We start from the raw sequence: 23,943 nt of genomic DNA, 5'->3' as shown, positions 1-23,943 counted from the left end.
TGAATATGGATGAGCATTCTTGTCGATAAAAATACGAAAGTCATCACGCAGGGGGTTACCGGCTCGACGGGCTTGTTCCATACGAAAGGTGCGCTAGAGTACGGCACGAAGATGGTGGGCGGCGTTACCCCGGGAAAAGGAGGCACGTTATTTGAAATAACACTGAATGACGGCAAAACGGTAAGTCTGCCTATATTCAATACGGTAATCGAGGCCAAGAAGGCGACAGGCGCAACCGTCAGCGTTATTTATGTGCCTCCGGCTTATGCGGCCGACTCGATTATGGAGGCGGTGGATGCCGAACTCGATCTTGTAATCTGCATTACCGAGGGAATTCCCGTGCTTGATATGGTCAAGGTGAAGCGTTACCTGGAAGGCCGCTCAACCGTGCTGATCGGTCCGAACTGTCCGGGAATTATTACGCCTGGGGAATGCAAAATCGGCATTATGCCGGGCTATATCCACATGCCGGGATATGTCGGCGTCGTTTCCCGCAGCGGAACGCTGACCTATGAAGCGGTTCATCAGTTGACAACCCGAGGCATTGGGCAGTCGTCGGCGGTTGGCATCGGAGGTGATCCGGTCAAGGGGTCTGAATTTATCGATATTCTAAGAAGGTTTAATGATGACCCCAGCACGAAGGCCGTCATCATGATCGGAGAAATCGGCGGAACGGCCGAGGAGGAAGCCGCTGTATGGATTCGTGATCATATGACCAAGCCGGTAGTCGGCTTCATCGGGGGGAAGACAGCCCCACCGGGCAAGCGTATGGGTCATGCTGGCGCGATTATTTCGGGCGGTAAGGGTACAGCGAGCGAGAAAATCGCGGTTCTTGAAGCCTGCGGCATCAGAGTTGCTCCGACACCAGCCGAAATGGGTTCTACTCTGGTTAGCGTGCTCGAAGACAGGGGAATTCTAAACGCTTGCACGACGCATTAAGTTCTTTGTGAATCGGCGGAATGTTTTCGGGTCACTGTTCCCTGTCAAAACGGTACTTCCGCTAACCGTCCAATTGTGTATAATAATAACAAAGGTAAGCAACCTTTTATTCTCTTCAAGGGAATAGAAGGTTGCTTTTTTGCGTTTACGCAGTGAGTGACACAAAATAGGGAGGGCGTGTGCCTTCTATAATGAGGGAGAGTTTGTTTATGAACAATCGGGATATATTATTCGGTTTGCATGAAGTGGAAGGCATCGGCTGGAGGAGCATCGACAAAATTCGCAAAGCGGGATTTTTGTCGGAACAGGCGTTTGACTGTACGGTGGAGGATTGGGAGAGAATCGGCATAACGCCGGGAATGTCGGCAAAGCTGTCGAAAATTCTGACCCCGGATTGGGTAAAACAGCGCCGTTTGCTCATGGAATCGGCCCATGTATCGATGGTTACCATATTCGATGATCAATATCCTCAGCTGCTAAAGGAAATATCCCAACCTCCTTGGGTATTATACTATCGGGGACGGGCTGAACTGCTGCATGGACCCGGCATTGCGCTGGTCGGGACGCGCGTTCCAACGGCTTACGGCCGCAAGGTTGGAGCCGTTCTCGCCGAGGAGTTGGCTGCAAGCGGCCTTGCCGTTGTCAGCGGGTTGGCTCGCGGTATCGACAGTATCTGTCATGAAGCAGCGCTGGGGCAGCGAGGAGGAACCGTGGCTGTCATGGCTACCGGGATGGAAAAAATATACCCTTCGGAGAATCGCGAACTGCTGGAGCGGATATCTCGCGAAGGCCTGGTGGTCACCGAATATCCGATCGGCACCAAAAGCCATCCCGGCTTGTTTCCCCAGCGCAACCGGATTATCGCCGGGCTTACTCTAGGAACCGTCGTCGTTGAAGCCGACAGCCGCAGCGGTTCTCTGATCACAGCGGATGCCGCACTTGAAGCGGGAAGGGATGTATTTGCCGTTCCCGGACCCATTACTTCCCCCAAAAGCAGGGGAGCGCTCGAACTGATCAAGCAGGGAGCGGCACTTGTGTCAGGTGCAGCCGACATCATAACGGAATACGCCTTTCTGCTGCCTGAGCCCGCGGATCTTTCACCGGATCGGGTGGCCGGGAACGACGGAATTGGGATGCTATGCAGTGAAAAGAATTTGACAAGTGACGAGTCCCGCCTATACGATATACTGCATCAGGGACCTTGTTCTCTGGATGAGCTGTTGGAGAAAAGCGGTCTGGATTTTGGACATTTGCATTCCGTTCTGTTATCTTTAATCATAAAAAAAGCGGTAACATCCTTACCAGGCGCAGTATATAAGGTTATATAATAGAGAAGTTTGAGGGTTTAGCGTATTCTTCCGAATCGAGTTTTGCGAAGAAATTCAATGAAGTCTATGCAGACCAAACTTTTAGGAGGACGATTGTGTGGCTGATTCTTTGGTCATTGTCGAGTCGCCTGCAAAGGCGAAGACCATCGGCAAATATTTGGGCAGCAAATATATCGTAAAGGCATCAATGGGACATGTTCGCGACTTGCCCAAAAGCCAGATTGGAGTAGAAGTCGAGAATGACTTTAATCCCAAATATATTACGATTCGCGGCAAAGGCTCGGTGCTCAAAGAGCTGAAAGACGCAAGCAAAAAAGTAAAGAAAGTCTATCTGGCAGCTGACCCGGATCGCGAAGGAGAGGCGATTGCCTGGCATCTGGCGCATGCGCTTGAACTGGACAATACGCAGGACTGTCGCGTCGTGTTCAACGAAATTACGAAGCAGGCTGTGAAGGATGCTTTCAAGACCCCGCGTAAAATTAATATGGATCTGGTCAACGCCCAGCAGGCGCGGCGCATTCTTGACCGGCTCGTTGGTTATAAAATCAGCCCTTTATTATGGAAGAAAGTCAAAAAGGGGCTGTCCGCCGGACGTGTGCAGTCGGTAGCCGTTAAAATCATTATGGACCGGGAGAATGAGATCTCGGCATTCGTGCCGGAGGAATACTGGACGATTACCGCCAAACTTGGTATCCGTGATTCCGTATTCGACGCCAGATTCTACAAAATAAATGGCGAGAAAAAGGAACTGGGGCGCGAGAGCGACGTACAGGAAGTAATGAAGGCGATTGAAGGCGCTGATTTCATCGTCAGCGAAGTGAAGGAAAAGGAAAGACAGCGTCATCCGTCAGCTCCATTCACAACCAGTTCCCTCCAGCAGGAGGCGGCTCGCAAGCTCGGATTCCGGGCTGCGAAGACGATGTCGGTCGCCCAGCAGCTGTATGAAGGTGTAGAGCTCGGAAAAGAAGGAACCGTTGGTCTTATCACGTACATGCGTACAGACTCCACGCGGATTTCAGCGACTGCGCAGGAAGAAGCAAAAGAGCTGATCTCCGGCAAATACGGGGAGGATTTTCTGCCGGAAACGCCGCGTCAATACTCTAAAAAGGCTGCCGGAGCACAGGACGCGCATGAAGCGATCCGCCCAACCTCGGCGCTGCGTGAACCGGACGCTGTGAAAGAATTTACCAGCCGCGACCAGTTCCGGCTTTACAAGCTGATATGGGAACGCTTTGTATCCAGTCAAATGGCTTCGGCCCGGCTTGATACGCTGTCTGTCGATATTACGGCCGGCGAAGTTGTGTTCCGTGCCGTCGGTTCGAAGGTGTCTTTTCCAGGCTTTATGAAGGTGTATGTAGAAGGTAACGATGACGGCACAACGGAAGAGGAAAAGTACCTGCCTCAGCTGGAGGCCGGAGATAAGCTGATTTCGCAGGTAATCGAGCCGAAACAGCATTTTACTCAGCCGCCCCCCCGTTATACGGAAGCGCGTCTCGTTAAGACGCTGGAGGAACTGGGAATCGGACGCCCAAGCACCTATGCTCCGACGCTGGAGACGATTCAGAAGCGCGGCTATGTCGCCATTGAAGAGAAAAAATTCATGCCCACCGAGCTAGGGGAACTGGTTATCGAACAAATGGAGCAGTTCTTCCCGGAAATCCTTGATGTAGAATTTACGGCGCATATGGAAGGCGATCTTGACCATGTGGAAGAAGGCGCGGAAGACTGGGTAAAGGTGCTTGCCGAATTTTACAATTCCTTCGAGAAGCGTCTTGAAGTGGCCGAAGAGGAAATGAAAGAGATCGAGATCGTGGATGAGGTTTCCGACGAAATTTGTGAGAAATGCGGCAAGCCGCTCGTTTACAAGTTGGGTCGTTTTGGCAAATTTTTAGCCTGTTCGGGCTTCCCCGACTGCAGGAATACAAAACCTATTATCAAGGATATCGGGGTAGGCTGCCCGAAATGCCACGAAGGAAAAGTTGTTGAACGCCGTAGCAAGAAGGGACGCGTCTTCTACGGCTGCGACCGGTATCCCGAGTGCGACTTTGTCTCCTGGGATAAACCGTCTTCCAAACCGTGCCCGGAGTGCGGCTCGTGGATGGTCGAGAAACGGAATAAACAAGGAGCCCGTCTACAGTGTACGTCATGCGACCATACCGAGGCTATAGAGGACAGCGACGAGGAAACGGCGGAATAAATAGCTCTACATTTATTAATTCAGCAAGAAAGACTTATGGAGGTTGTGTAAAAGTTGACGGATACAGCTAAGCAAACAGCAGGCAGCCCCGCTCCGGTTACGGTTATCGGCGCGGGCCTTGCCGGAAGTGAAGCGGCCTGGCAGATCGCATCGCGGGGAGTGCCTGTTAAATTATATGAAATGCGGCCCGTCGTAAAGACGCCGGCCCACCATACGGATAAATTCGCCGAGCTCGTATGCAGCAACTCGCTGCGAGCCAGTGGACTTGGCAACGCGGTTGGCGTACTGAAAGAGGAGATGCGGCGGCTTGGCTCCCTGGTGCTGGGCTCCGCCGACAAGCATGCCGTACCGGCGGGAGGCGCACTAGCCGTTGACCGCGACGGATTTTCTGGCGAAATTACAGCGGCGCTGCACGAGCATCCGCTTGTCGAGGTTATAAATGAGGAATTGACGCATATACCGGAGGAAGGGATTGTTGTGATCGCGTCCGGACCGTTGACATCCCCGGCATTATCTTCCGAGATCAAGGCGCTGCTGGGTGAGGAGTATTTTTACTTTTACGATGCGGCGGCTCCGATCGTCGAGAAGGATTCGATCGATATGAGCAAGGTATATTTGGCTTCCCGTTACGATAAAGGTGAAGCTGCCTATCTCAACTGTCCGATGACGGAAGAGGAATTCGACGTATTTTACGACGCGCTTATTTCTGCGGAAACGGCGGCACTCAAGGATTTTGAGAAGGAAATTTACTTCGAGGGCTGCATGCCGATCGAGATTATGATGAAACGCGGCAAGCAGACGGCGCTGTTCGGGCCAATGAAGCCGGTGGGACTCGTCAATCCCCATACAGGCAAGCTGTCTTTTGCCGTCGTTCAGCTGCGACAGGACAATGCTGCCGGAACGCTCTATAACCTCGTAGGATTTCAAACCCATCTGAAATGGGGCGAGCAGAAGCGGGTCTTTTCGTTGATCCCGGGTCTTGAAAATGCGGAATATGTCCGTTATGGTGTTATGCACCGCAATACTTTCATCAATTCGCCGAAGCTGCTGCATCCGACCTATCAGATGAAAGGAAGGGAACGGCTGTTTTTTGCTGGCCAGATGACAGGTGTGGAAGGCTATGTTGAATCTGCGGCCTCGGGTATGATAGCCGGAATTAATGCCGCTAGATTTGCTCTTGGTGAGGAGCCGCTTGTATTCCCGGAGGATACCGTTCTTGGGAGTATGCCGACATATATTACAACTGCCGATTCAAAGCATTTTCAGCCGATGAACGCCAATTTTGGCCTTCTGCCGAAGCCTGAACGGAGAATCCGAAACAAAAAGGAGAAGAATGAACTTCTTGCGCATCGCGCATTGGAAAGTCTGGCAGGGTTCGCGGACCGTACGGGTTTGCCACATCATATCGGTTCCGAGCCCCTGCAAAGAACCTGAAGCATTTTCGGAGCATAATTGAAGGAGGCAAGAGCATGATTCCCAGCTTTCACGCAACGACCATTTGCGCCGTACGGCATAATGGCGAAGCGGCAATCGCAGGCGACGGACAGGTTACCTTTGGAGAAAGTGTCATTATGAAGACAACCGCCAAAAAAGTGCGGAGATTATACAGAGGGCAGGTTATCGCCGGATTCGCCGGCTCGGTTGCCGACGCAATCACCCTCTTTGAGAAATTTGAAGGCAAATTGGAAGAGCATCACGGTAATTTGCAGCGCGCCGCGGTTGAGCTGGCTAAGGATTGGCGTCAGGACCGTGTCCTGCGCAAACTGGAGGCACTGCTGATCGTAATGGACAAGAATGGAATGCTGCTGATTTCCGGCGGAGGCGAAATTATCGAGCCGGATGATGATGTGCTTGCCATTGGCTCCGGCGGCAACTTTGCACTGGCTTCCGCCAGAGCTTTGAAGCGGCATGCCAAGGATCTCAGCGCAGCGGATATCGCCAAGGAAGCGCTTAAAATCGCGTCCGAAATTTGCGTATATACGAATTCCAATATTATCGTCGAACAATTGCAGGCTTAATGCCCGCCAGAGAGGTGGAGAAATCAAGATGTCGAATCAATCGCTTACGCCCCGGCAAATCGTAGCCGAGCTGGATAAGTATATTGTCGGCCAGAAGCAGGCCAAGAAATCAATGGCGGTCGCTTTGCGCAACCGCTACCGGCGCGGCCAGCTGTCTGAAGAACTGCGTGACGAAATCGTACCGAAGAATATCTTGATGATCGGGCCTACGGGTGTAGGCAAGACCGAGATCGCCAGACGTCTTGCCAAGCTGGTGAATGCTCCATTCGTCAAAGTGGAAGCCACAAAATTTACTGAAGTCGGCTATGTAGGACGTGATGTGGAGTCCATGGTTCGCGATCTCGTGGAGACCGCGATCCGAATGGTCAAGCTTGAGCGTACCGAAAAGGTGAAAGACCGTGCGGAAGAACTGGCCAATGAACGCATCGTACGTATTCTCGCCCCTTCTGCCTCTAAGAATAAAGCCCAGCGCAATCCGTTTGAGATGCTGTTTGGCGGGAATGGCGGCCAGGAGGAAGCGAAGGCCGATGATTCGGAAGGCGATGCTTTCTTGAATGAAAGCCGCCGGGGAATCCGGTTTAAACTCCTTGCCGGACAGCTTGAAGACGATATCATTGAAATCGATGTCGAAGATACCACACCGACCATGCTGGATATGTTCGCCGGACAGGGCAACGACCAGATGGGTATGAATATGCAGGAGATGTTCGGAAATCTGCTGCCCAAACGGACCAAGAAGCGCAAGCTGTCAGTTCGCGAGGCGCGTAAAGTGCTCATTCAGGATGAAGCGAACAAGCTGATTGATATGGATGATGTTATCCAGGAATCCGTAGCGCGTGCGGAGCAATCGGGCATTATTTTCATCGATGAGATTGACAAAGTGGCGAGCCAGGGCAAAGGGGGAGGTCCCGATGTTTCACGCGAGGGCGTACAAAGGGATATTTTACCGATCGTCGAGGGGTCGACCGTGATGACGAAATACGGCCCCGTGAAGACCGATTATGTACTGTTCGTGGCAGCGGGAGCTTTTCACGTCGCCAAACCGTCCGATCTGATTCCTGAACTCCAGGGGCGCTTCCCCATTCGCGTTGAACTCAGCAGCCTGACCCTTGAAGATTTCGTATCCATACTCACCGAGCCGAAAAATGCGCTGACAAAGCAATACTCCAATTTACTCGCTACGGAAAATATCGAAGTGGAGTTTCAGAGCGACGCTATTTACGAAATTGCGAAAATTGCGGCGACGGTTAATCAAAATATGGAGAATATCGGAGCTCGCCGTCTGCACACCATTTTGGAAAAGCTTCTGGAAGACCTCTCCTTCGAGGCTCCCGAGCTTACACTCGAAAAAATGGTGATCACGCCCGAATACGTCCGTGAGAAGCTCGCAAGCATCGCTCAGGATCGGGACTTAAGTCAGTATATTTTGTAACTGCCCTTTAATGGAAGATTTCTAGGAAAGAAGTATCAGATAAAAAATAATTAAAACCCAAATTAAGTAATTTTGAAGGAATATATGGAGCTTTTAAGGATTTTTTGAACATTAAATGGGAAAATATAGATAAAAAATGATTATAGCCCTATCTAATTTTAAAAGATAGGGCTATTTTCTTATTGTAATATTATACAAATTCTATGAGAATCAATATATGCTAAAAAAAACCTCAATTATGTCTCATAATGTCGAGCATTTTTCTTGGTTTTTTGTTTAGGATTGAACATTTTTTAATCAAAAATTGTCGAATGGGAAGGATTTTTAGAAAGAGTTGTGGAATTCTTTTCACTATGATAGCTTTGGAAGGGGGATAATTATGGGTTTGCTGAATACTCTTAGTTTCCGACGGTTGCAAAAGGGCATTGACGCCGCCAACATGCGACAAAACGCGCTTGCTAATAACGTGGCAAATGTCGATACACCCAATTTCAAGCGCTCCGATGTCTCTTTCGAGAGCTTTCTACGCGAGCAAGAGAGAGGACTTCAGTCTAAGCTCGGAGCCAAAGTGACGGACCCCCGTCATATTCAATTCGGACTGACAGGCAATGTGCCCTCACCGGTTATCCGGACTGATAAGAGTACGTCTATGAACAATAACGGCAATAATGTTGATATCGACCGCGAAATGGCGCTTAGTGCCGAGAACCAACTCCGGTACAGTTCTTACGTTCAACTTTTGAACAGTCAAATTTCAATGATGCGAACGGCAACTGAAGGGAGATAATGAGGTATGAATTTCGGCAGCAGTTTTGGAATCAGTGCCTCTGCCTTAACCGCACAGCGGCTGAGGATGGACGTAATCTCGTCCAATATAGCCAATGCGGAAACGACAAGAGCGTCGGTGGTCGACGGCAAAGCGGTGCCTTATCGGCGCAAGCTAGTGGTGCTGGAGTCGAAACAGAACGACAGTTTTTCCAATATTCTGAGTTCCAAGATGAATGGCGGTTCGGAGGGCGTGAGTGTCAGGTCCATTATAGAAGATTCCTCACCTCTCAAACCGATATATAATCCAACACATCCCGACGCTGATGAGAATGGGTATGTATATATGCCCAATGTGGATGTAACGAAAGAAATGGTGGATATGATTTCCGCATCCCGTTCTTATGAAGCGAATGTTACCATGCTCAATGCTAGCAAAGCGATGGTTTCCAAAGCACTTGAAATCGGAAAGTAAGTATTAGTACAAATCTTCTATAGTGACTGCAAGGCTCAGTACATTTTAGCGTTTGATTTCTAGGAGGAGAAACCTTGATACAGAATTTGACAATTGGTGCGCAAAGCATCCGGCCGCTTGCAATGAAGACGACAGAGACGCAAACTGCGCCTGGTCTTTCGGACACTACTAAAGGCTTCGGATCTTATCTTGAGGATGCCCTGAATCAAGTAGCTGCTCAGGAGCAAACCGCGAAAGACATGAACAACAAGTTTGTCCTGGGAGAAGTGAATGTGGATGAAGCGATGATTTCTTCACAGCAGGCTCTGCTGAGCTTGCAGCTGACGACCCAAGTCCGGAACAAGGTTATTGAAGCTTATCAGGAAATTATGAGAACTCAGATCTAAATAATCCTAGCTTAGTTTCGGATGGGGTGACACTGTGAATGAAAGATTCGCCCAGTACAGGGATAAACTTGCCCAGTATTGGAATAGATTCAGCGTCAGGCAGAAAATACTTTTCTTCTCTACGCTGTTTATCATTATAATCATCATCGTCGCAGCGACGATGCAGCTTACCAAGACCGAGTATGAGGTTGCTTTTCAGGATTTGGACAGTACGGACGCCGCCGGAGTAATAAATTATCTGGAATCAGCTGGCATCAGTTACAGGTTAAGTCCAGACGGTCAAAGTATTTCCGTTCCGAGTGCGGACGCAGCCCGCGCCAAAGTAGATATCGGATCGCAAGGGATTGTTCAGGACGGTTCAATCGGTTATAAGATTTTTGACCAAAGCTCATCTATGATAGGAGCAACAGACAACGAATTTAATGTAAAGTACAATAACGCTCTTAATGGGGAAGTGGAGCAGCTTCTTCGCAGGATGCAGGGAGTTAAGGACGCTAAGGTTCTCGTCAATCTGCCAAAGGAAACGGTCTTTGCCACCCAAGATGACCAGGAGAAGGCTTCGGCATCCGTGGTATTGAGCTTTAAACCCGGCTTCAGACCATCCCAGGATAATATCGATGGCTATTTCAATCTGGTTAAGACGGCTGTGCCCAATTTGCCTATTAATAATATTACAATAACGAATAATGAAACCGAGCTTATGCCGACGGCAAAAGGCGGACAAGCCGGCTTTTCCAGCCAAGTTGAAGAAAACTTCGCCCTTCAGAAGAAATTCGAGGATGAAGTGAAAAAGAATGTAAAAGCGTTTCTCAGCACGCTAACTGGGCCCGATAAGGTCGATGTGCTCGTCTTTTCCAAGCTGAACTTCGACAAAGAGACCCGGAAGGAAGACCGGGTTGAGCCTGTAGACGCCGAAAATATGCAAGGGATCGTAATCAGCTCCCAAATTATTAGTAATACGTACTCAGGACAGGGCAGTACGGACGGTGGAGTTGCGGGAACCGGGGCAGGTGATGTACAAGGATATCCGACCAGCGCGAATTCCGGAAACACTTCATCTGAGGAGTCGTCCGAGACAAAAAATTTTGAAGTGAACCGAATTACGAGAGACATCATTGCTAGTCCATATACTGTAAAAGATTTAACCATTAATGTTGCGGTTGAACCACCAAATGGTCAAACAACTTTGGATCAGACCACTTCAGCTGCCATTCAGAATATTCTGGTCAATATAGTCAGAGCTTCCCTGGCCGATTCAGGGGTTGTATATACTGACGCTGACTTGAATAAGAAAGTTTCGGTCTACTCTCAACCTTTTGGCACCCAAGCTGCAGCTGACGCATCTCAAGGACTTGCAACCTGGATGATTTGGGCGATCGCCGCGGCGGCACTGCTGGTTGGAGCGGGCGTGGGATATATCATCTATCGACGCCGCCGCAATAATGCGGAAGAAGAAGAGGAAGAGGTTCCGCTCCAGGTGCCAACCGAATTCCCGTCCATTAACCTGGAGAGCGTAACGAACGAGAGTCAAGTGCGTAAGCAGCTGGAGAGCCTGGCTAAGAAAAAGCCGGAAGAGTTCGTAAATCTGCTGCGCACCTGGCTAGCAGACGAACAGAGGTGAACGAATGGCAAAGGCTGCACAGCAGGGGCTTAGCGGCCGTCAAAAGGCTGCAATCCTGCTCATTACATTAGGGCCGGAAGTTTCGGCGCAAATTTTCAAGCATTTAAGAGACGAGGAGATTGAGCAGCTTACGCTGGAGATCGCTAACGTCCGCAAGGTTGACAGCGGTGAGAAGGAATTGATCTTGTCTGAGTTTCATCAAATCTGTCTGGCCCAGGAATATATTTCGCAAGGCGGCATCAACTATGCCAAGGAAATCTTAGAGAAGGCGCTCGGGCAACAGAAGGCGCTGGAAGTTATCAACCGTCTTACGGCGACGCTTCAGGTCAGACCATTCGATTTTGCGCGCAAGGCGGACCCTAATCAGATTTTGAACTTTATTCAGAATGAAAATGTGCAGACCATCGCCCTTGTGCTTTCGTACCTTCAGTTTGAACAGGCGGCTGCAATTCTTTCTTCTCTGCCGCAGGAGAAGCAGGCTGAGGTAGCTAGAAGAATTGCTGTTATGGACAGCACCTCTCCGGAGGTCATTTCCCAGATTGAGAAAGTACTGGAGCAAAAGCTGTCCGCGACCGTTACTCAGGACTATACGAATGCTGGCGGCATCGAGTCGATCGTACAGATTCTGAATGGCGTCGACCGGGGGACAGAGCGCACTATTCTGGATTCGCTTGAAATTCAGGATCCTGAACTGGCGGAAGAAATCAAGAAGCGGATGTTCGTATTCGAGGATATCGTCAATGTGGACAACCGTTCCATCCAGCGCATTATCCGCGATATCGAGAATGCGGATTTGCAGCTTGCGCTTAAGGTTGCGAGTGAAGAAGTCCGCGATGTCATTTTCCGAAATATGTCCAAACGCATGGCGGAAACATTCCGGGAAGAAATGGAATACATGGGCCCGGTGCGGCTTCGTGATGTAGAGGAAGCCCAAACCCGTATTGTGAGTACCATTCGAAGGCTGGAAGAGTCAGGTGAAATCATCATAGCCCGCGGTGGAGGAGATGACATTATTGTCTAGGTTGATCAAACACTCCCAATATGTTCCTGTTGAAGCACTCAAGAGATTGGAGCTGGCCCGGCAGCATGCCGGTCTAGCCGAAGAAGAAATCCAATCAGGGGAAAACGGCGAAACGCAATCGCAATATAGCGATCCCGCTCGCGAGGCAGCCGAGCAGACATGCAAACAAATGCTGCGCGACGCAAAGGAGTTTGCCGAAGAACAGGTGCGGGGTGCCTCTCTTGAGGCTGAACACATCATCGAGAGAGCGCACAGCGAAGCCGAAGAATGGTGGCGGAGTCGCAGGGAGCAGGATGAACACCTAACCGAAGCGGTTAAAGCAGAGGCTTTTAGTAAGGGATACAATGAGGGTTTGCTTCAGGCTGAGGAAGAAATGAAGGCCAAGCTGGCGAAGGTAATGGGAGAGGCTCAAGCCGTTCTATTAGAAGCCTATAAAGCGCGTGATATGATCATTCAGGAAGCCGAGCCTTTTCTCGTTGAACTGAGCTGCGACATTGCCGAGAAAATTGTGGAGAAGCAGTTGACGGTTGAGCCGGCATTTACCATTGATCTCATCAAGAGGAACCTGGCGCGCAAGAGGGAGCAGGGAGTCATCTCTCTATGTGTAAATCCTAAGCAGTTCGCTTTTGTTAACGCGGCACGTGAGGAACTTACTCTGGCCATTGATTCGCAGGCGGAACTTCAGATTTTACCCGACTCGACGGTGAAGGACCATGGATGCGTGATTCGTTCTTCACTTGGAAGCGTGGACGCAAGGATCGACACCCAACTTGAGGAGATCAAGAAGGAACTGGTCAGGGTGGCGTTGGATAATGAAGGGCAGAGAAATGGGGAAGGTAATGCTTGACACCCAGAGATACAAAGTACAGCTTCGCAGTATCGATCCCGTCAGAATTAACGGCAAGGTAACTCAGGTTATCGGGCTGATGGTCGAATCGGAAGGGCCGGATGCCAGCATAGGAGACGTGTGCTATATCTATCCTGCCAAAGGCAGCAGACCGCTCAAGGCGGAGGTCGTCGGCTTTCGCGATAACAAGGTGCTGCTTATGCCGCTGGGCGAACTGCAGGCGATCGGACCCGGCTGCGATGTGGTCGGCACTGGCAAACCGCTAAACGTGCAGGTGGGCTCTGAACTGCTCGGCAAGGTACTCGACGGTCTTGGACAGCCGCTTGACGGTTCGCTCATACCGGCTCGCATGCCGTACAGTTCAACTTTCAATATCCCAACTAATCCGCTTAGCAGGCCCAGAGTACAGGAACCGATCAGCATTGGAGTCCGGGCGATCGACGGACTACTAACGATTGGCAAGGGGCAGCGGGTCGGTATTTTTGCAGGCTCGGGCGTAGGTAAAAGTACACTAATGGGTATGATCGCCCGGGGTACTTCCGCGGATGTAAACGTGATTGCACTAATCGGTGAGCGCGGGAGAGAAGTTCTGGATTTCATCGAACGAGACCTCGGTCCGGAGGGTCTGCAGCGATCGGTTGTAATCGTAGCGACCTCGGACCAGCCAGCACTGATTAGGATCAAAGGGGCGTTGATTGCTACGACTATCGCCGAGTATTTTCGTGATCGCGGACTCAACGTCATGCTGATGATGGATTCGGTCACTCGGTATGCGATGGCACAACGCGAAGTAGGCCTTGCAGTCGGTGAACCGCCGGCGATGCGGGGGTATACACCATCAGTTTTTGCCAGTCTGCCGAAACTGCTGGAACGTGCAGGAACGGGGCCAACCGGGTCGATTACGGCTTTTTATACCGTACTGGTCGATGGAGACGATATGAACGAACCGATTGCCGATGCAGTACGCGGAATATTGGATGGACATATTGTGCTTAACCGTAGCATTGCGAATAAAGGACATTTTCCGGCGATCGATGTGCTTGCAAGCATTAGCCGGGTGATGAAGGATATCGCGCCTGCGGATCAAATCGAGGCGGCGGAGAACGTAAAGAGGTTGATGTCGGTTTACAAGGAATCCGAAGATTTAATTAATATTGGCGCTTACCAGAGAGGTTCCAATGCCCAGATTGATGAGTCGATGCATTATATTGATAGCATTTGGGATTTTACAAAACAAAAGGTTGACGAGAAGACAACGCTGGCCGAAGTTCAACAAATCTTAATTTCCCAGTTCTCGAGGAGTTGATTTGATTAATGAGATTTCACTATAGTTTCCAGAAAGTCGTCGATTTGAAGGGCAATGAAAAAACGCAGGCGGAATGGTTGCTCTCAAACGCGCTTGGGGAACTCCAGGCACAGGAGAAAAGTCTGGTTGAACTTATGGAACAGCGAAATGAAATTTTACTCGCGCTTCAGGCAGCGGCAGAGCGGAGAACACCGATGGCGATGATCCGGGAAATGCAGGATTACGTGGACTATTTGGACAACTGCATTACCCGCAAACAAGGTGAGATCAGCCAAGCGAATCAAGAAGTCTCAAGAAAACAGGATAATCTTAACACAAAGGCTTTGGATGAGAAGATTTGGTTGAAAGCAAGGGAAAAAGCGCTGGGTATTTTTAAACAAAATATGAATTTGCGGGAACAAAACGAACTGGATGAGATGGCTACCGTCCGCTTCGCGATGAAGCCCCTCTGACGTTTGGAGGTTAATCACCAGTGGCAATGAACGATATGGAGCTTGAAAACGATGGGGCGGCAAGCAAGTTTGAGCGGTTTCTGTTTCTGATGATTCCGATTATTTTCACTCTTGTCCTCATTGGGGTGCTGCTGACGCTATTAAATACGGATTTCAGAAACGACATGCTGCAGATAGCGAACAAAATTCCGCTTGTAAATCAATGGGTGCCTGATCCGAAAGAGGATACCGCCAATAGCCAGCAGCAGGAGAAGCAAGAGGCAAGCTCGGAAGCAACCATTAAGGAGCTAAAGGCCAAGCTGTCCGAACAGGAAGAGACGGTAAAACAGCTGAATGAGCAAAAAACCGCACAGGACAAGCAGGTACAGGCGCTGCAAACACAGATTGTCGACATGCAGCAGACAGCCAGCAGCCAGGAACAGGCAGAAGCAGAGGACGCACACGCGAAAGAGATAGCCGCAATGACCAAGCTTTATGCGGGAATGAAAGCATCCAAAGCGGCGGCGGTCATGCAAAATATGACGACCGAAGAAGTGGTTCAGCTGCTTAGCGGAATGAATAATGACAGCAAGACAGCCATTTTGGAAAAGATGGATCCGAAAGTTGCCGCAGATGTGTCCATTAAGCTAAAAGAATCAGCTAATTCTTCCGATATGGCTATTGCAGCCCTGCAATCCAGACTAAATCAACAATCGGCGGCAACGAGCGTCTCGAACGGCAGCAGTTCCAATCTTGACAAGGAAAAGCTAAGCCAGACCTTCTCCTCTATGCCCGCCGCCGAAGCGGCAAAGCTGCTTAGTGATATGTACGGAATCAGTCCGGATAAGGTGATTACGATTCTAATTACCGTGAATGACAGTGTGCGGTCTTCCATATTATCCGAGATGACCAAGAGTGATACGAATGGAGTAACTGCCAAAATTGTGAACCGCCTGATGGGCGGCAAATAAGAATTGCACTTGAAAGGAGGTGAAAAATGATGAGTCTTGTATTTCAAATGATTTCTTCAGGCAAAGGTCTTAATGTCAAAGCGGCCGCTTCTACCGGATCTTCCGGTATAGAAGGAGTTATCGGCACTACAGTAAACGGGATGTTCTCCCAGACTCTGATGCAATCTATGGCAGGCGCGTCTTCTGGTATGGCTGCAGCTTCAAAAGGCGATACGGCAGCAGCAACTTTACAGAACCTTTTGAAGGCGACGGTTTCCGGCGAAGCAGACAAGGATGGCGAAATATCAGGCGTGAACGGGCAAAAGCTGTTGGACCAACTTCTTCCCGAGCTTTCAAAGCTGGATGAACAGATTGAAATGGATCCCGCGCTGCTGGCGGCGCTTCAGGGCTGGCTGATTCAGGTTTCCGCTCTTTTGTCGGGTGCTGATACAAAGGAAGGTCAGGCTGAGAACGCGCTTACGCTACTTGCACAGAACCCCGCAACTGCAAGGTTTGCTGTCCAGGATGAACTGAATAACCTCGCGGCCATGATTAAGCAAGCTGCAGAAAGCGGCGATAAAGATGCAGCAGGCAAAGGGCTGACGCTGCTAAACAGCTTTGCGGCAATCCTTGAACCGTATACTGGAACCGGATCGACTTTCAATGAAACATCTGTACAGTCTGCGGCCTCCCAAACGGCCGTCGCTGGAAAGCTTCGAGAAGGCCAAAAGGAGAACGCCAGCAATAATTCCGAAGGGACCAGTTCTTCCAAGACTGGAGATTTTATTGCGAACAAGTCGGACGCTTCCGGAAAAGCTGCCGCGAACTCTGGCGATGTTAAGGCGGCTTCAGGCAATATGGTGGACCTTAAAGTGACGTCGACATCCGTAGAAGGTAAGGAGCATTCCAAAGCAAATGCAGATGCACTACCCGAAATGGCTGCAGAGCAGGATTTTTCCTCAGGAGACAGCAAAGTCATTACCGCAGGCCAGCTCTTGCTGAGAGATGGAATTACGGTTCCTCTGAAGACAGAGACTGTGCAAGTTCCGGTTCATACATTTGCGCAGGAAATGACTGGTTTTATTACAGGCAAGCTGGAAATTGTCAATAAGGGCGGGATTGCCGAGGCGACTATATCTTTGTTTCCGGAAAATCTGGGACAAGTAGATGTCAAGATTACGATGCAGAACGGTCACTTGGTCGCGCATTTCGTGACTGAGCATGCAGGAGCCAAGGATTTGCTGGAGAACCAGATGTCCCAACTGCGTGCTGCGCTTCAATCCCAAGGACTGCAGGTAGAAAAACTGGAAGTTTCACAGAACAATGCTTCACAGCAGTCGCAGCTCTTCCAAGAGGGGCGCCATTCGGGAGCAGGCGGCCAAGGTTCCGATAGACGCTCCAAGGAGCGCAAAGAAGCTTCAGATGATGCTATTCTTACCGCCGAACTCGACGGAGAATGGAAAGAATGGTTGGCTAATGAAAGACAAAATGCCCGAAGCCTGACAGGCCAGTTCTCAGCCGAGGCATAAGGGATTTGGAAAGAGAGGTGAAAGGTAATGGCAACCTCGGATAGTATGATATCCACAAGTAATGTATGGCCGAACTATTCGGCAGCCAACGCCTCAGGCAGCAGCAAGGGCAGCCAAACGCTCGGAAAAGATCAATTTCTTAAAATCTTGGTTACACAGCTGCAGAATCAGGACCCGATGCAGCCAATGCAAGACAAGGAATTTATTGCCCAAATGGCTCAATTCACGTCAGTTGAGCAGCTTATGAACATCTCGGGCCAGTTATCGGCGCTCAATCAATCACTTGGTTCGGTTTCAGGTCTAATTGGGAAAAATGTCAGCTGGCTTGACAGTTCCACTTCGCAGCAGAAATCGGGAACGGTGGATTCCATTGTGATTAGCGACGGTGTGCAGTACGCTCTTGTGGGCACTGAGAAAATTGCGCTCAAGGACATCACGCGAATTCAAACTGGCGACACCACCTCTTCGGTAGACGTAGGCGGCAGCGGAGGCGGGGCAGCGTTATGAACGATAAAATGACTGTCGGACAGATGTTTACCGGTGTCCGGCACCCGGGCATGCTGCAGCGTTCAAACACCGTTAATAACAACGGATCTTCATCCGCTAACACCTCCTTTGAAACCGTGCTTCAGCGGAATATGCTGAAATTCAGCAATCATGCCGCGAAGCGACTGGAACAGCGAGGGATTCAGCTTGAAAGCAAGCAGCTTGACCAGATCTCTTCGGCCGTAGAACAAGCGGCTGCCAAGGGCAGCAAGGATTCGCTCATTTTGATGAAAGATTTGGCGCTAATTGTCAGTGTTGCGAACCGTACCGTGGTAACGGCAATGGATGGAAACTCTATGAAAGACAATGTGTTCACCCAAATAGATAGTGCAGTAATCATCTCTTGACCCGGCCGGTCCTAACGGAAAGCCGGAGCGACCGCCGACCGACTGACGCGGTCCTACCAATAATCATTATCCAAATATTAAAGAGCCCACAAGCTCTAATTCTGGGAGGGTATAATAATGTTAAGATCTATGTACTCCGGTGTTTCAGGCATGCGCGGTTTCCAAACCAAGCTGGATGTTATCGGCAACAACATTGCCAATGTAAATACGATCGGTTTTAAATCGGGACGTGTCATGTTCAAAGATATTATGAGCCAGACTATTTCGGGCGTTACCGCACCAAACGATGGCGGACAAGGCGGTATCAACTCCAAGCAAATCGGACTTGGCGTCAGCATCGGTTCGATTGACACGATGCATCTGGCAGGAAGCGCCCAGACAACCAATAATCCGACCGATCTTCGTATCGACGGAGATGGCTTTTTCCTCGTTAATTTGTCTGGCGACCAAGCGACTCCTTTTCTGACCCGGGCCGGCGATTTCCATGTCGATGCCAGCCGTAATTTGGTTACTTCCGATGGCCTTCATGTGCTTGATTCAGCCGGCGAGCCGATAGTCATTGGAGAGGACGTCACGGCCTTCTCGATTTCCAATGACGGAACGATTGTACAGACAATGGCCGACGGTACAACCCAACCTGGAGTTCAAATCGGCGTCGCCAAAGTCAGCAACCCACAGGGTCTTGAGAAAATTGGGGGCAATCTGTATCGAATGACTTTGAATGCCAACGCTGAAGGCGCTCTGGAGCCTACAACAGCCAACAATGGGGAAGCAGGCACCGGAGCAATTGTTGCGGGACAACTGGAAATGTCCAATGTCGATCTGACGAATGAATTTACGGAAATGATTGTCGCTCAGCGCGGGTTCCAGGCGAATTCCCGGATTATTACTACATCGGATGAAGTGCTTCAGGAAGTTGTTAATCTGAAACGTTGATTTCAGATCATCCTAGCGATTTACTTATTTAGAGTTTCCGAGCTGCTGACCTTGCAGAATAATAGTTACATTTTGTTTATAAAGTTTACGGTATTGGTTTCAGGCTGGGGGAGGTGCTCCTCTCCCAATTTATTGTTAGGAGGCCTCTTATGATCTCGGTAACACGTTTAAACGGATCGCCAATGTGGCTGAATGCCCTACTGGTGGAAATGGTGGAAGAAAGCCCGGACACTTACATCACGCTTGTAACGGGCAAGAGGCTGATCGTTCTTGAAAAAGCCGAAGAAGTTATTGCGAAAATCCGTGATTACAATAAGGAAATCGGCGCGTATTCAGCCACCATTAAAGTCCAAACACTGGAGGAGCTTTCATGAAAAAGATGCTGCCTTGGCTCATCACGATATTATTGGCGATTACTTTGATCGTGCTGGCCGCTTTTTTATTAATGAACAAATGGTTTTCCGACAGCAGCGGCAATGCTGTTAACGACACTGTAAACAGCGTTGAGACCAAGCAGCTGACCGCAGATGAAATCGTGGCCATGACTTCGGAAATGACCGAAATAAAAACCAATCTTGCTGATCCCGATTACATCGTTTCTATAAACTTCGCTTTTCAATTGAATTCTGAAGCAACTAAGGAAGATTTTGAAAAAATCAAAGAAATAAAGATTAAGCCGCTCATTATTAAAACACTGGCCGATGTGAAACCCCAGGAATTGAGCGGAGCAAGCGGCAAGGACCAGCTGTGCAGCAAGCTCGTAAATCTGATCAACGATACGTTGCCCGAAGGAAAGCTGACCCAGGTGGAAATTACTTCTTATATTCTGGCGCCCATATAAGACTGCCAAATTTCATGTTAACTTACGGGGGGTGATTGAATGGTTGATGTACTTTCGCAAAACGAGATTGATGCCCTGCTTGCCGCTCTATCATCCGGTGAGATGGATGCCGACGAACTAAAAAAAGAAGAAACCCAGCGCAAAATACGTTCATATGATTTTAAACGGGCTGTTCGTTTCTCAAAGGATCATATCCGAAGCCTAACCCGGATTCACGATAACTTCGCCCGATATCTGACGACTTATTTTTCAGCTCAATTACGAACTTTTGTACAGATCAATGTTGTTCAGGTGGAGCAGCTGCCTTATGATGAATTCATCCGTTCCATACCCAAGATGACGATTCTGAATATTTTTGAAGCTGAGCCCTTGCAAGGCAGGATGGTAATGGAAGTGCATCCGAATATTGCCTTCGCTATGCTTGACCGGCTGCTTGGAGGGATCGGAACGGCTCCTTCCAAAATAGCCGCTCTGACTGAGATTGAAACAACCATAATGGAGCGTATTTTCAGCAGATGCTTTGAGAGCCTGCAGGAGGCCTGGAAGACGGTGCTGGATATTGAGCCGATTATGGAAGCGTTGGAGACGAATCCGCAGTTTATGCAGATCGTATCCCCTAATGAAACAATTGCGCTTATATCGCTCAGCACCAAGATCGGGGATACGACGGGCATGATCAATCTATGTATCCCGCACGTTGTGCTGGAGCCGATAATGTCCAGGCTGTCCGTGCATCAATGGTTTGTATCTGAGAAAAAGGCTCGGGATGAGCAGGAAGTGGAGGCTATTAGAGCCAGCGTCAACAGGGCTCAGCTTCCAATCATCGCCGAACTGGGGGAATCCAGGATTTCGATAGCCGAGTTCCTCGGCCTTAATGTAGGAGATGTTATCTCACTTAACAGGACCGTTGATGCCGGATTATCGATCAAAGTGGGCGACAAGCTGAAGTTTATCGGAAGTCCGGGAGTGCTCAAAGACCGGGTGGCCGTGCAAATTGATGAGATTGTCAGCGAAGGAGTTGAAGGACTTGACGAGTAAAGATTATTTATCCCAGGAAGAAATCGACGCACTTTTAAGACAATCGGCGGAAAGCGCTGCAAGCGTATCTTCAGAGAAGACGGTGGATGATTTTCTGACTCCGTTTGAACAAGATGCCTTGGGAGAGATCGGTAATATTACGTTCGGCAGCGCCGCAACGGCGCTCTCGACACTGCTTGGCAAAAAAGTGGACATTACTACCCCGCAAGTCTCCATCATTACGCGCAGTGAGTTTGAGGCAGTCTTCCCTAAGCCTCATGTTGCTGTTCACGTTGAGTATGTTGACGGCTTTCAGGGCATGAACTCACTCGTAATCAAAGTCCGTGACGCCCAGGTTATTGCCGATCTGATGCTTGGTGGTAATGGAGAGCCCGGTGACGAAGAATTGAACGAGATACATGTCAGCGCCGTTCAGGAAGCCATGAATCAAATGATGGGCTCTTCCGCCACATCGATGTCGACTATCTTCAACCGGTTCGTCAACATATCGCCGCCAGGTATCGATATTCTCAACATGTCGAGCGGCGAGGGAGTGGGAAGTCTGCCAGATGACGAGACATTGATTCGTATCTCGTTCCGTCTCAAAATCGGTGAATTGATCGACTCGACTATCATGCAGCTTCTGCCCGTTTCGTTCGCTAAGGATATGGTCATGATGCTGATTGGAGACGCCTCGGAGTCGACCGATGCGCCAGCGGCCGCTGTTGAAGCGCCGGCCCCTGCCAAACCCGAGACATCTCAGTCCCAGCCTGCACCGGCTGCTCAGCAGCCTCAGTCGGCTCCTGAGCAGCCACCAGCACAGCAGATACCACCAGGAACACAGCCATATCCGGGAATGCCGGAAGGAGGATATTATTATCCACCATACGGAATGCCTCCTTATGGCATGCCCCCTCAGGGGTTGCCTGGACAACAGGGAATGCCTTACCCGCAGTCCCCGCCCCCAGCTTCCCAGCCGAACCGGAATGTCAACGTACAGCCGGTCCAGTTTGCCAATCTCAGCGGTAACGCATTTGGGAATGTTGACGAAAATAATTTGAACTTATTGATGGACATACCCCTAAGAGTGACCGTAGAATTAGGAAGGACCCAGAAGCAAATCAAAGACATTCTTGAGATGTCGCAGGGATCGATCATTGAGCTGGACAAGCTTGCCGGCGAGCCCGTCGATATACTAGTGAACAACAAGCTGATTGCCAAGGGAGAGGTAGTGGTAATCGATGAAAACTTTGGGGTTCGTGTAACGGATATCGTAAGCCAATGGGACCGGGTTCAAAAATTACAATAAGCATAACTTAGGGAGGATTTTTTTAAGATGGCTAACCGAATTTTGATCGTGGACGATGCTGCATTTATGAGAATGATGATTCGCGATATTTTATCGAAAAACGGTTTTGAAGTGGTGGGTGAAGCCCAGGACGGTTCCCAGGCAATTGAGAAATTCAAGGAGCTGCGTCCCGACCTGATTACCATGGATATTACCATGCCTGAAATGGATGGAATCGCAGCACTGAAAGAAATTAAAAAAGTGGATGCCAACGCCAAGGTCATTATGTGTTCCGCCATGGGTCAGCAGGCTATGGTTATCGACGCAATCCAAGCTGGAGCAAAAGACTTTATCGTTAAGCCATTCCAGGCGGACCGCGTTATCGAAGCCATCAGCAAGACGCTTGGCGTGTAGGATCTATTCATGCCACTCAACGCCGAGCCGCTCAGCTCAGACAATAACCTGCTGAATTTGCTCAATGTTATCTTTGTGCTGGCGGTCATTATCGTTATTATTATTCTGCTAATTCGGTTTCTGGGACGACGTAACCAAGCTTGGATGAGAGGCCGTTCCATGCGCACTTTAGGTGCGGTGGGACTAGGCCCCAACAAGTCGATGCAGGTCATCGAAATTGGAGGCAGTCTCTATTTGATCGGGGTTGGCGAGAACGTAACGATTTTGGATAAAATCACCGATCCCGAAGAAGTAGCATTGATCGTATCGGCATTCGAGGAGCAGTCTGCGCCGGGTGGGAGGTTCTTTATTCCGCTGATTACCAAGGTGAGGGAAAGGCTGCGCGGAGAAGTTCCGTCTCAGGAAATCGATCTGAACGAGACTTCTTCTTTCTATGAAATGCTGCAGACCAAGCTGCGCTCCGCTTCGGACCGAGAGAAGAAGATGGAGGAACTGCTTGGCGGCGAAGATCAAAAGGGCAGGCAGGGGGATATATGAAGAAAAAAATATTGTTTGCCTTCCTGCTGATTGGTATTATCAGTTTTCTGGCTCTGCGTCCGATCTATGCCGCCGATCCAATTCCAAACATAGACATTCAGGTGGGAGGAGACGGCGGTCAAACCGGCACCAGTTCCATTTCCATTCTGCTACTGGTTACGGTTCTGAGCGTGGCTCCGGCTTTTTTAGTTCTGATGACCAGCTTTACCCGGATCGTTATCGTGCTCGGATTTATCCGCACTTCACTCGGCACGCAGCAAATGCCGCCGAACCAGGTGCTGGTGGGACTTGCTCTTTTTCTAACGCTGTTCATTATGTCACCAACTTTGTCGACGGTTAATCAAACGGCGCTGCAGCCTTATATCAAAGGCCAAATCACTCAGACGGAAGCTATGAACAAAGCTGCCGTTCCGATGAAACAATTCATGTTCAAGTATACGCATGAGAAGGATTTACTGCTGTTTATGAAATATAACGGCTACACAGGCAATAACAAGCCAGCGACATACTCGGATATTCCGCTAACAGTGCTCGTGCCTTCCTTTGCTATGAGTGAATTGAAAACGGCCTTTCAAATGGGCTTTATGATCTTTATTCCTTTTCTAATTATCGATATTGTGGTTGCCAGCACGCTCATGGCGATGGGGATGATGATGCTGCCGCCCGTAATGATCTCGCTGCCTTTTAAAATCATGCTGTTTGTGCTGGTGGACGGTTGGTATCTAGTAGTCAAATCGCTGCTGCTCAGCTACGGCACGTGACGGGAAAGAGG

The 23,943-nt window shown here is 49.7% G+C and carries 26 protein-coding genes; all 26 read left to right on the top strand.

Features of this window, described 5'->3' with window-relative positions:
* Nucleotides 1-9 precede the first annotated feature (9 nt).
* The 26 genes from sucD (at nt 10) to fliP (ending at nt 23,932) form a co-directional block, all read left to right on the top strand.
* Complete coding sequence (sucD, locus tag KP014_RS19925; protein ID WP_036587976.1) at nt 10-939, top strand: succinate--CoA ligase subunit alpha; 930 nt, start codon at nt 10-12, stop codon at nt 937-939.
* 209 nt (nt 940-1,148) lie between these two features.
* Nucleotides 1,149-2,267, top strand: a complete 1,119-nt coding sequence (gene dprA, locus KP014_RS19920) for a DNA-processing protein DprA (RefSeq protein WP_036587974.1) — start codon at nt 1,149-1,151, stop codon at nt 2,265-2,267.
* 97 nt (nt 2,268-2,364) lie between these two features.
* Nucleotides 2,365-4,464: a type I DNA topoisomerase gene (gene topA / locus KP014_RS19915; RefSeq protein ID WP_036587972.1), complete on the top strand. Its 2,100-nt coding sequence runs from the start codon at nt 2,365-2,367 to the stop codon at nt 4,462-4,464.
* Between the two features lie 54 nt (nt 4,465-4,518).
* The gene (gene trmFO / locus KP014_RS19910) at nt 4,519-5,898 is read left to right on the top strand and encodes an FADH(2)-oxidizing methylenetetrahydrofolate--tRNA-(uracil(54)-C(5))-methyltransferase TrmFO (RefSeq protein ID WP_090833754.1); all 1,380 of its coding nucleotides are present in this window, start codon (nt 4,519-4,521) and stop codon (nt 5,896-5,898) included.
* A gap of 35 nt (nt 5,899-5,933) precedes the next feature.
* On the top strand, nt 5,934-6,482 hold the full coding sequence (gene hslV / locus KP014_RS19905; RefSeq protein ID WP_036603092.1) for an ATP-dependent protease subunit HslV: 549 nt from the start codon (nt 5,934-5,936) through the stop codon (nt 6,480-6,482).
* A 28-nt stretch (nt 6,483-6,510) separates the two neighbouring features.
* Nucleotides 6,511-7,914: an ATP-dependent protease ATPase subunit HslU gene (gene hslU / locus KP014_RS19900; RefSeq protein WP_036603091.1), complete on the top strand. Its 1,404-nt coding sequence runs from the start codon at nt 6,511-6,513 to the stop codon at nt 7,912-7,914.
* 379 nt (nt 7,915-8,293) lie between these two features.
* Nucleotides 8,294-8,701 carry a flagellar basal body rod protein FlgB gene (flgB, locus tag KP014_RS19895; RefSeq protein ID WP_036603089.1) on the top strand — a complete coding sequence of 136 codons (408 nt, stop codon included), beginning with the start codon at nt 8,294-8,296 and terminating at the stop codon, nt 8,699-8,701.
* 6 nt (nt 8,702-8,707) lie between these two features.
* Complete coding sequence (gene flgC, locus KP014_RS19890) at nt 8,708-9,154, top strand: flagellar basal body rod protein FlgC (RefSeq protein WP_036603086.1); 447 nt, start codon at nt 8,708-8,710, stop codon at nt 9,152-9,154.
* Between the two features lie 74 nt (nt 9,155-9,228).
* The gene (gene fliE, locus KP014_RS19885; protein ID WP_036603083.1) at nt 9,229-9,540 is read left to right on the top strand and encodes a flagellar hook-basal body complex protein FliE; all 312 of its coding nucleotides are present in this window, start codon (nt 9,229-9,231) and stop codon (nt 9,538-9,540) included.
* Nucleotides 9,541-9,574: 34 nt separating this feature from the next.
* Entirely contained in the window at nt 9,575-11,161 is a 1,587-nt protein-coding gene (fliF, locus tag KP014_RS19880; RefSeq protein WP_036603081.1) for a flagellar basal-body MS-ring/collar protein FliF, read from the top strand.
* 4 nt (nt 11,162-11,165) lie between these two features.
* Nucleotides 11,166-12,182, top strand: coding sequence for a flagellar motor switch protein FliG (fliG, locus tag KP014_RS19875; RefSeq protein WP_036603079.1), 1,017 nt, complete (start codon nt 11,166-11,168; stop codon nt 12,180-12,182).
* On the top strand, nt 12,175-13,029 hold the full coding sequence (locus KP014_RS19870; RefSeq protein ID WP_036603076.1) for a FliH/SctL family protein: 855 nt from the start codon (nt 12,175-12,177) through the stop codon (nt 13,027-13,029). Before fliG ends, KP014_RS19870 begins: the two co-directional genes overlap by 8 nt.
* Nucleotides 13,022-14,335 carry a flagellar protein export ATPase FliI gene (gene fliI, locus KP014_RS19865; protein WP_090833785.1) on the top strand — a complete coding sequence of 438 codons (1,314 nt, stop codon included), beginning with the start codon at nt 13,022-13,024 and terminating at the stop codon, nt 14,333-14,335. The genes KP014_RS19870 and fliI overlap by 8 nt, the downstream gene beginning before the upstream one ends.
* Before the next feature lie 8 nt (nt 14,336-14,343).
* Complete coding sequence (gene fliJ, locus KP014_RS19860; RefSeq protein WP_036603072.1) at nt 14,344-14,787, top strand: flagellar export protein FliJ; 444 nt, start codon at nt 14,344-14,346, stop codon at nt 14,785-14,787.
* A gap of 20 nt (nt 14,788-14,807) precedes the next feature.
* Nucleotides 14,808-15,737, top strand: a complete 930-nt coding sequence (locus KP014_RS19855) for a MotE family protein (RefSeq protein ID WP_051500577.1) — start codon at nt 14,808-14,810, stop codon at nt 15,735-15,737.
* A 26-nt stretch (nt 15,738-15,763) separates the two neighbouring features.
* Complete coding sequence (locus KP014_RS19850) at nt 15,764-17,245, top strand: flagellar hook-length control protein FliK (protein ID WP_090833753.1); 1,482 nt, start codon at nt 15,764-15,766, stop codon at nt 17,243-17,245.
* Nucleotides 17,246-17,272: 27 nt separating this feature from the next.
* The gene (locus tag KP014_RS19845; RefSeq protein ID WP_051500070.1) at nt 17,273-17,752 is read left to right on the top strand and encodes a flagellar hook capping FlgD N-terminal domain-containing protein; all 480 of its coding nucleotides are present in this window, start codon (nt 17,273-17,275) and stop codon (nt 17,750-17,752) included.
* On the top strand, nt 17,749-18,138 hold the full coding sequence (locus KP014_RS19840) for a TIGR02530 family flagellar biosynthesis protein (protein WP_036595442.1): 390 nt from the start codon (nt 17,749-17,751) through the stop codon (nt 18,136-18,138). Before KP014_RS19845 ends, KP014_RS19840 begins: the two co-directional genes overlap by 4 nt.
* A gap of 117 nt (nt 18,139-18,255) precedes the next feature.
* Nucleotides 18,256-19,074 (top strand): flagellar basal body rod protein FlgG, encoded by an 819-nt coding sequence (gene flgG, locus KP014_RS19835; protein ID WP_036595440.1) that lies wholly within the window; start codon nt 18,256-18,258, stop codon nt 19,072-19,074.
* A gap of 149 nt (nt 19,075-19,223) precedes the next feature.
* The gene (locus KP014_RS19830) at nt 19,224-19,448 is read left to right on the top strand and encodes a flagellar FlbD family protein (RefSeq protein ID WP_036595438.1); all 225 of its coding nucleotides are present in this window, start codon (nt 19,224-19,226) and stop codon (nt 19,446-19,448) included.
* A complete protein-coding gene (locus KP014_RS19825; protein WP_036595436.1) occupies nt 19,445-19,915 on the top strand; it encodes a flagellar basal body-associated FliL family protein in 471 nt (156 codons plus the stop codon). The genes KP014_RS19830 and KP014_RS19825 overlap by 4 nt, the downstream gene beginning before the upstream one ends.
* Nucleotides 19,916-19,954: 39 nt before the next feature.
* The gene (gene fliM / locus KP014_RS19820) at nt 19,955-20,953 is read left to right on the top strand and encodes a flagellar motor switch protein FliM (RefSeq protein WP_036595433.1); all 999 of its coding nucleotides are present in this window, start codon (nt 19,955-19,957) and stop codon (nt 20,951-20,953) included.
* The gene (fliY, locus tag KP014_RS19815; protein WP_090833752.1) at nt 20,943-22,241 is read left to right on the top strand and encodes a flagellar motor switch phosphatase FliY; all 1,299 of its coding nucleotides are present in this window, start codon (nt 20,943-20,945) and stop codon (nt 22,239-22,241) included. The genes fliM and fliY overlap by 11 nt, the downstream gene beginning before the upstream one ends.
* A gap of 27 nt (nt 22,242-22,268) precedes the next feature.
* Nucleotides 22,269-22,634 (top strand): response regulator, encoded by a 366-nt coding sequence (locus KP014_RS19810; RefSeq protein WP_025697973.1) that lies wholly within the window; start codon nt 22,269-22,271, stop codon nt 22,632-22,634.
* Nucleotides 22,635-22,643: 9 nt separating this feature from the next.
* On the top strand, nt 22,644-23,171 hold the full coding sequence (locus KP014_RS19805; protein ID WP_036591777.1) for a flagellar biosynthetic protein FliO: 528 nt from the start codon (nt 22,644-22,646) through the stop codon (nt 23,169-23,171).
* On the top strand, nt 23,168-23,932 hold the full coding sequence (gene fliP, locus KP014_RS19800; RefSeq protein ID WP_036591774.1) for a flagellar type III secretion system pore protein FliP: 765 nt from the start codon (nt 23,168-23,170) through the stop codon (nt 23,930-23,932). Before KP014_RS19805 ends, fliP begins: the two co-directional genes overlap by 4 nt.
* Nucleotides 23,933-23,943 lie beyond the last annotated feature (11 nt).

This window comes from Paenibacillus sophorae (assembly GCF_018966525.1).
Taxonomy (GTDB): Bacteria; Bacillota; Bacilli; order Paenibacillales; family Paenibacillaceae; genus Paenibacillus_AQ; species Paenibacillus_AQ sophorae.
The sequence above is the reverse complement of the archived record's forward strand: the minus strand, read 5'-3'. Positions and strand labels throughout refer to the sequence as shown.

Excerpts from the sequence above, each read along its gene's own strand:
- hslV (WP_036603092.1), top strand. The coding sequence starts at position 5,934 with ATGATTCCCAGCTTTCACGCAACGACCATTTGCGCCGTACGGCATAAT.
- KP014_RS19825 (WP_036595436.1), top strand. The coding sequence starts at position 19,445 with ATGAAAAAGATGCTGCCTTGGCTCATCACGATATTATTGGCGATTACT.
- KP014_RS19840 (WP_036595442.1), top strand. The coding sequence starts at position 17,749 with ATGAACGATAAAATGACTGTCGGACAGATGTTTACCGGTGTCCGGCAC.
- KP014_RS19830 (WP_036595438.1), top strand. The coding sequence starts at position 19,224 with ATGATCTCGGTAACACGTTTAAACGGATCGCCAATGTGGCTGAATGCC.
- KP014_RS19845 (WP_051500070.1), top strand. The coding sequence starts at position 17,273 with ATGGCAACCTCGGATAGTATGATATCCACAAGTAATGTATGGCCGAAC.
- fliG (WP_036603079.1), top strand. The coding sequence starts at position 11,166 with ATGGCAAAGGCTGCACAGCAGGGGCTTAGCGGCCGTCAAAAGGCTGCA.
- KP014_RS19805 (WP_036591777.1), top strand. The coding sequence starts at position 22,644 with ATGCCACTCAACGCCGAGCCGCTCAGCTCAGACAATAACCTGCTGAAT.
- dprA (WP_036587974.1), top strand. The coding sequence starts at position 1,149 with ATGAACAATCGGGATATATTATTCGGTTTGCATGAAGTGGAAGGCATC.
- KP014_RS19850 (WP_090833753.1), top strand. The coding sequence starts at position 15,764 with ATGATGAGTCTTGTATTTCAAATGATTTCTTCAGGCAAAGGTCTTAAT.
- hslU (WP_036603091.1), top strand. The coding sequence starts at position 6,511 with ATGTCGAATCAATCGCTTACGCCCCGGCAAATCGTAGCCGAGCTGGAT.
- fliP (WP_036591774.1), top strand. The coding sequence starts at position 23,168 with ATGAAGAAAAAAATATTGTTTGCCTTCCTGCTGATTGGTATTATCAGT.
- fliM (WP_036595433.1), top strand. The coding sequence starts at position 19,955 with ATGGTTGATGTACTTTCGCAAAACGAGATTGATGCCCTGCTTGCCGCT.
- flgG (WP_036595440.1), top strand. The coding sequence starts at position 18,256 with ATGTTAAGATCTATGTACTCCGGTGTTTCAGGCATGCGCGGTTTCCAA.
- flgC (WP_036603086.1), top strand. The coding sequence starts at position 8,708 with ATGAATTTCGGCAGCAGTTTTGGAATCAGTGCCTCTGCCTTAACCGCA.
- sucD (WP_036587976.1), top strand. The coding sequence starts at position 10 with ATGAGCATTCTTGTCGATAAAAATACGAAAGTCATCACGCAGGGGGTT.
- KP014_RS19810 (WP_025697973.1), top strand. The coding sequence starts at position 22,269 with ATGGCTAACCGAATTTTGATCGTGGACGATGCTGCATTTATGAGAATG.
- fliJ (WP_036603072.1), top strand. The coding sequence starts at position 14,344 with ATGAGATTTCACTATAGTTTCCAGAAAGTCGTCGATTTGAAGGGCAAT.
- flgB (WP_036603089.1), top strand. The coding sequence starts at position 8,294 with ATGGGTTTGCTGAATACTCTTAGTTTCCGACGGTTGCAAAAGGGCATT.
- fliI (WP_090833785.1), top strand. The coding sequence starts at position 13,022 with ATGCTTGACACCCAGAGATACAAAGTACAGCTTCGCAGTATCGATCCC.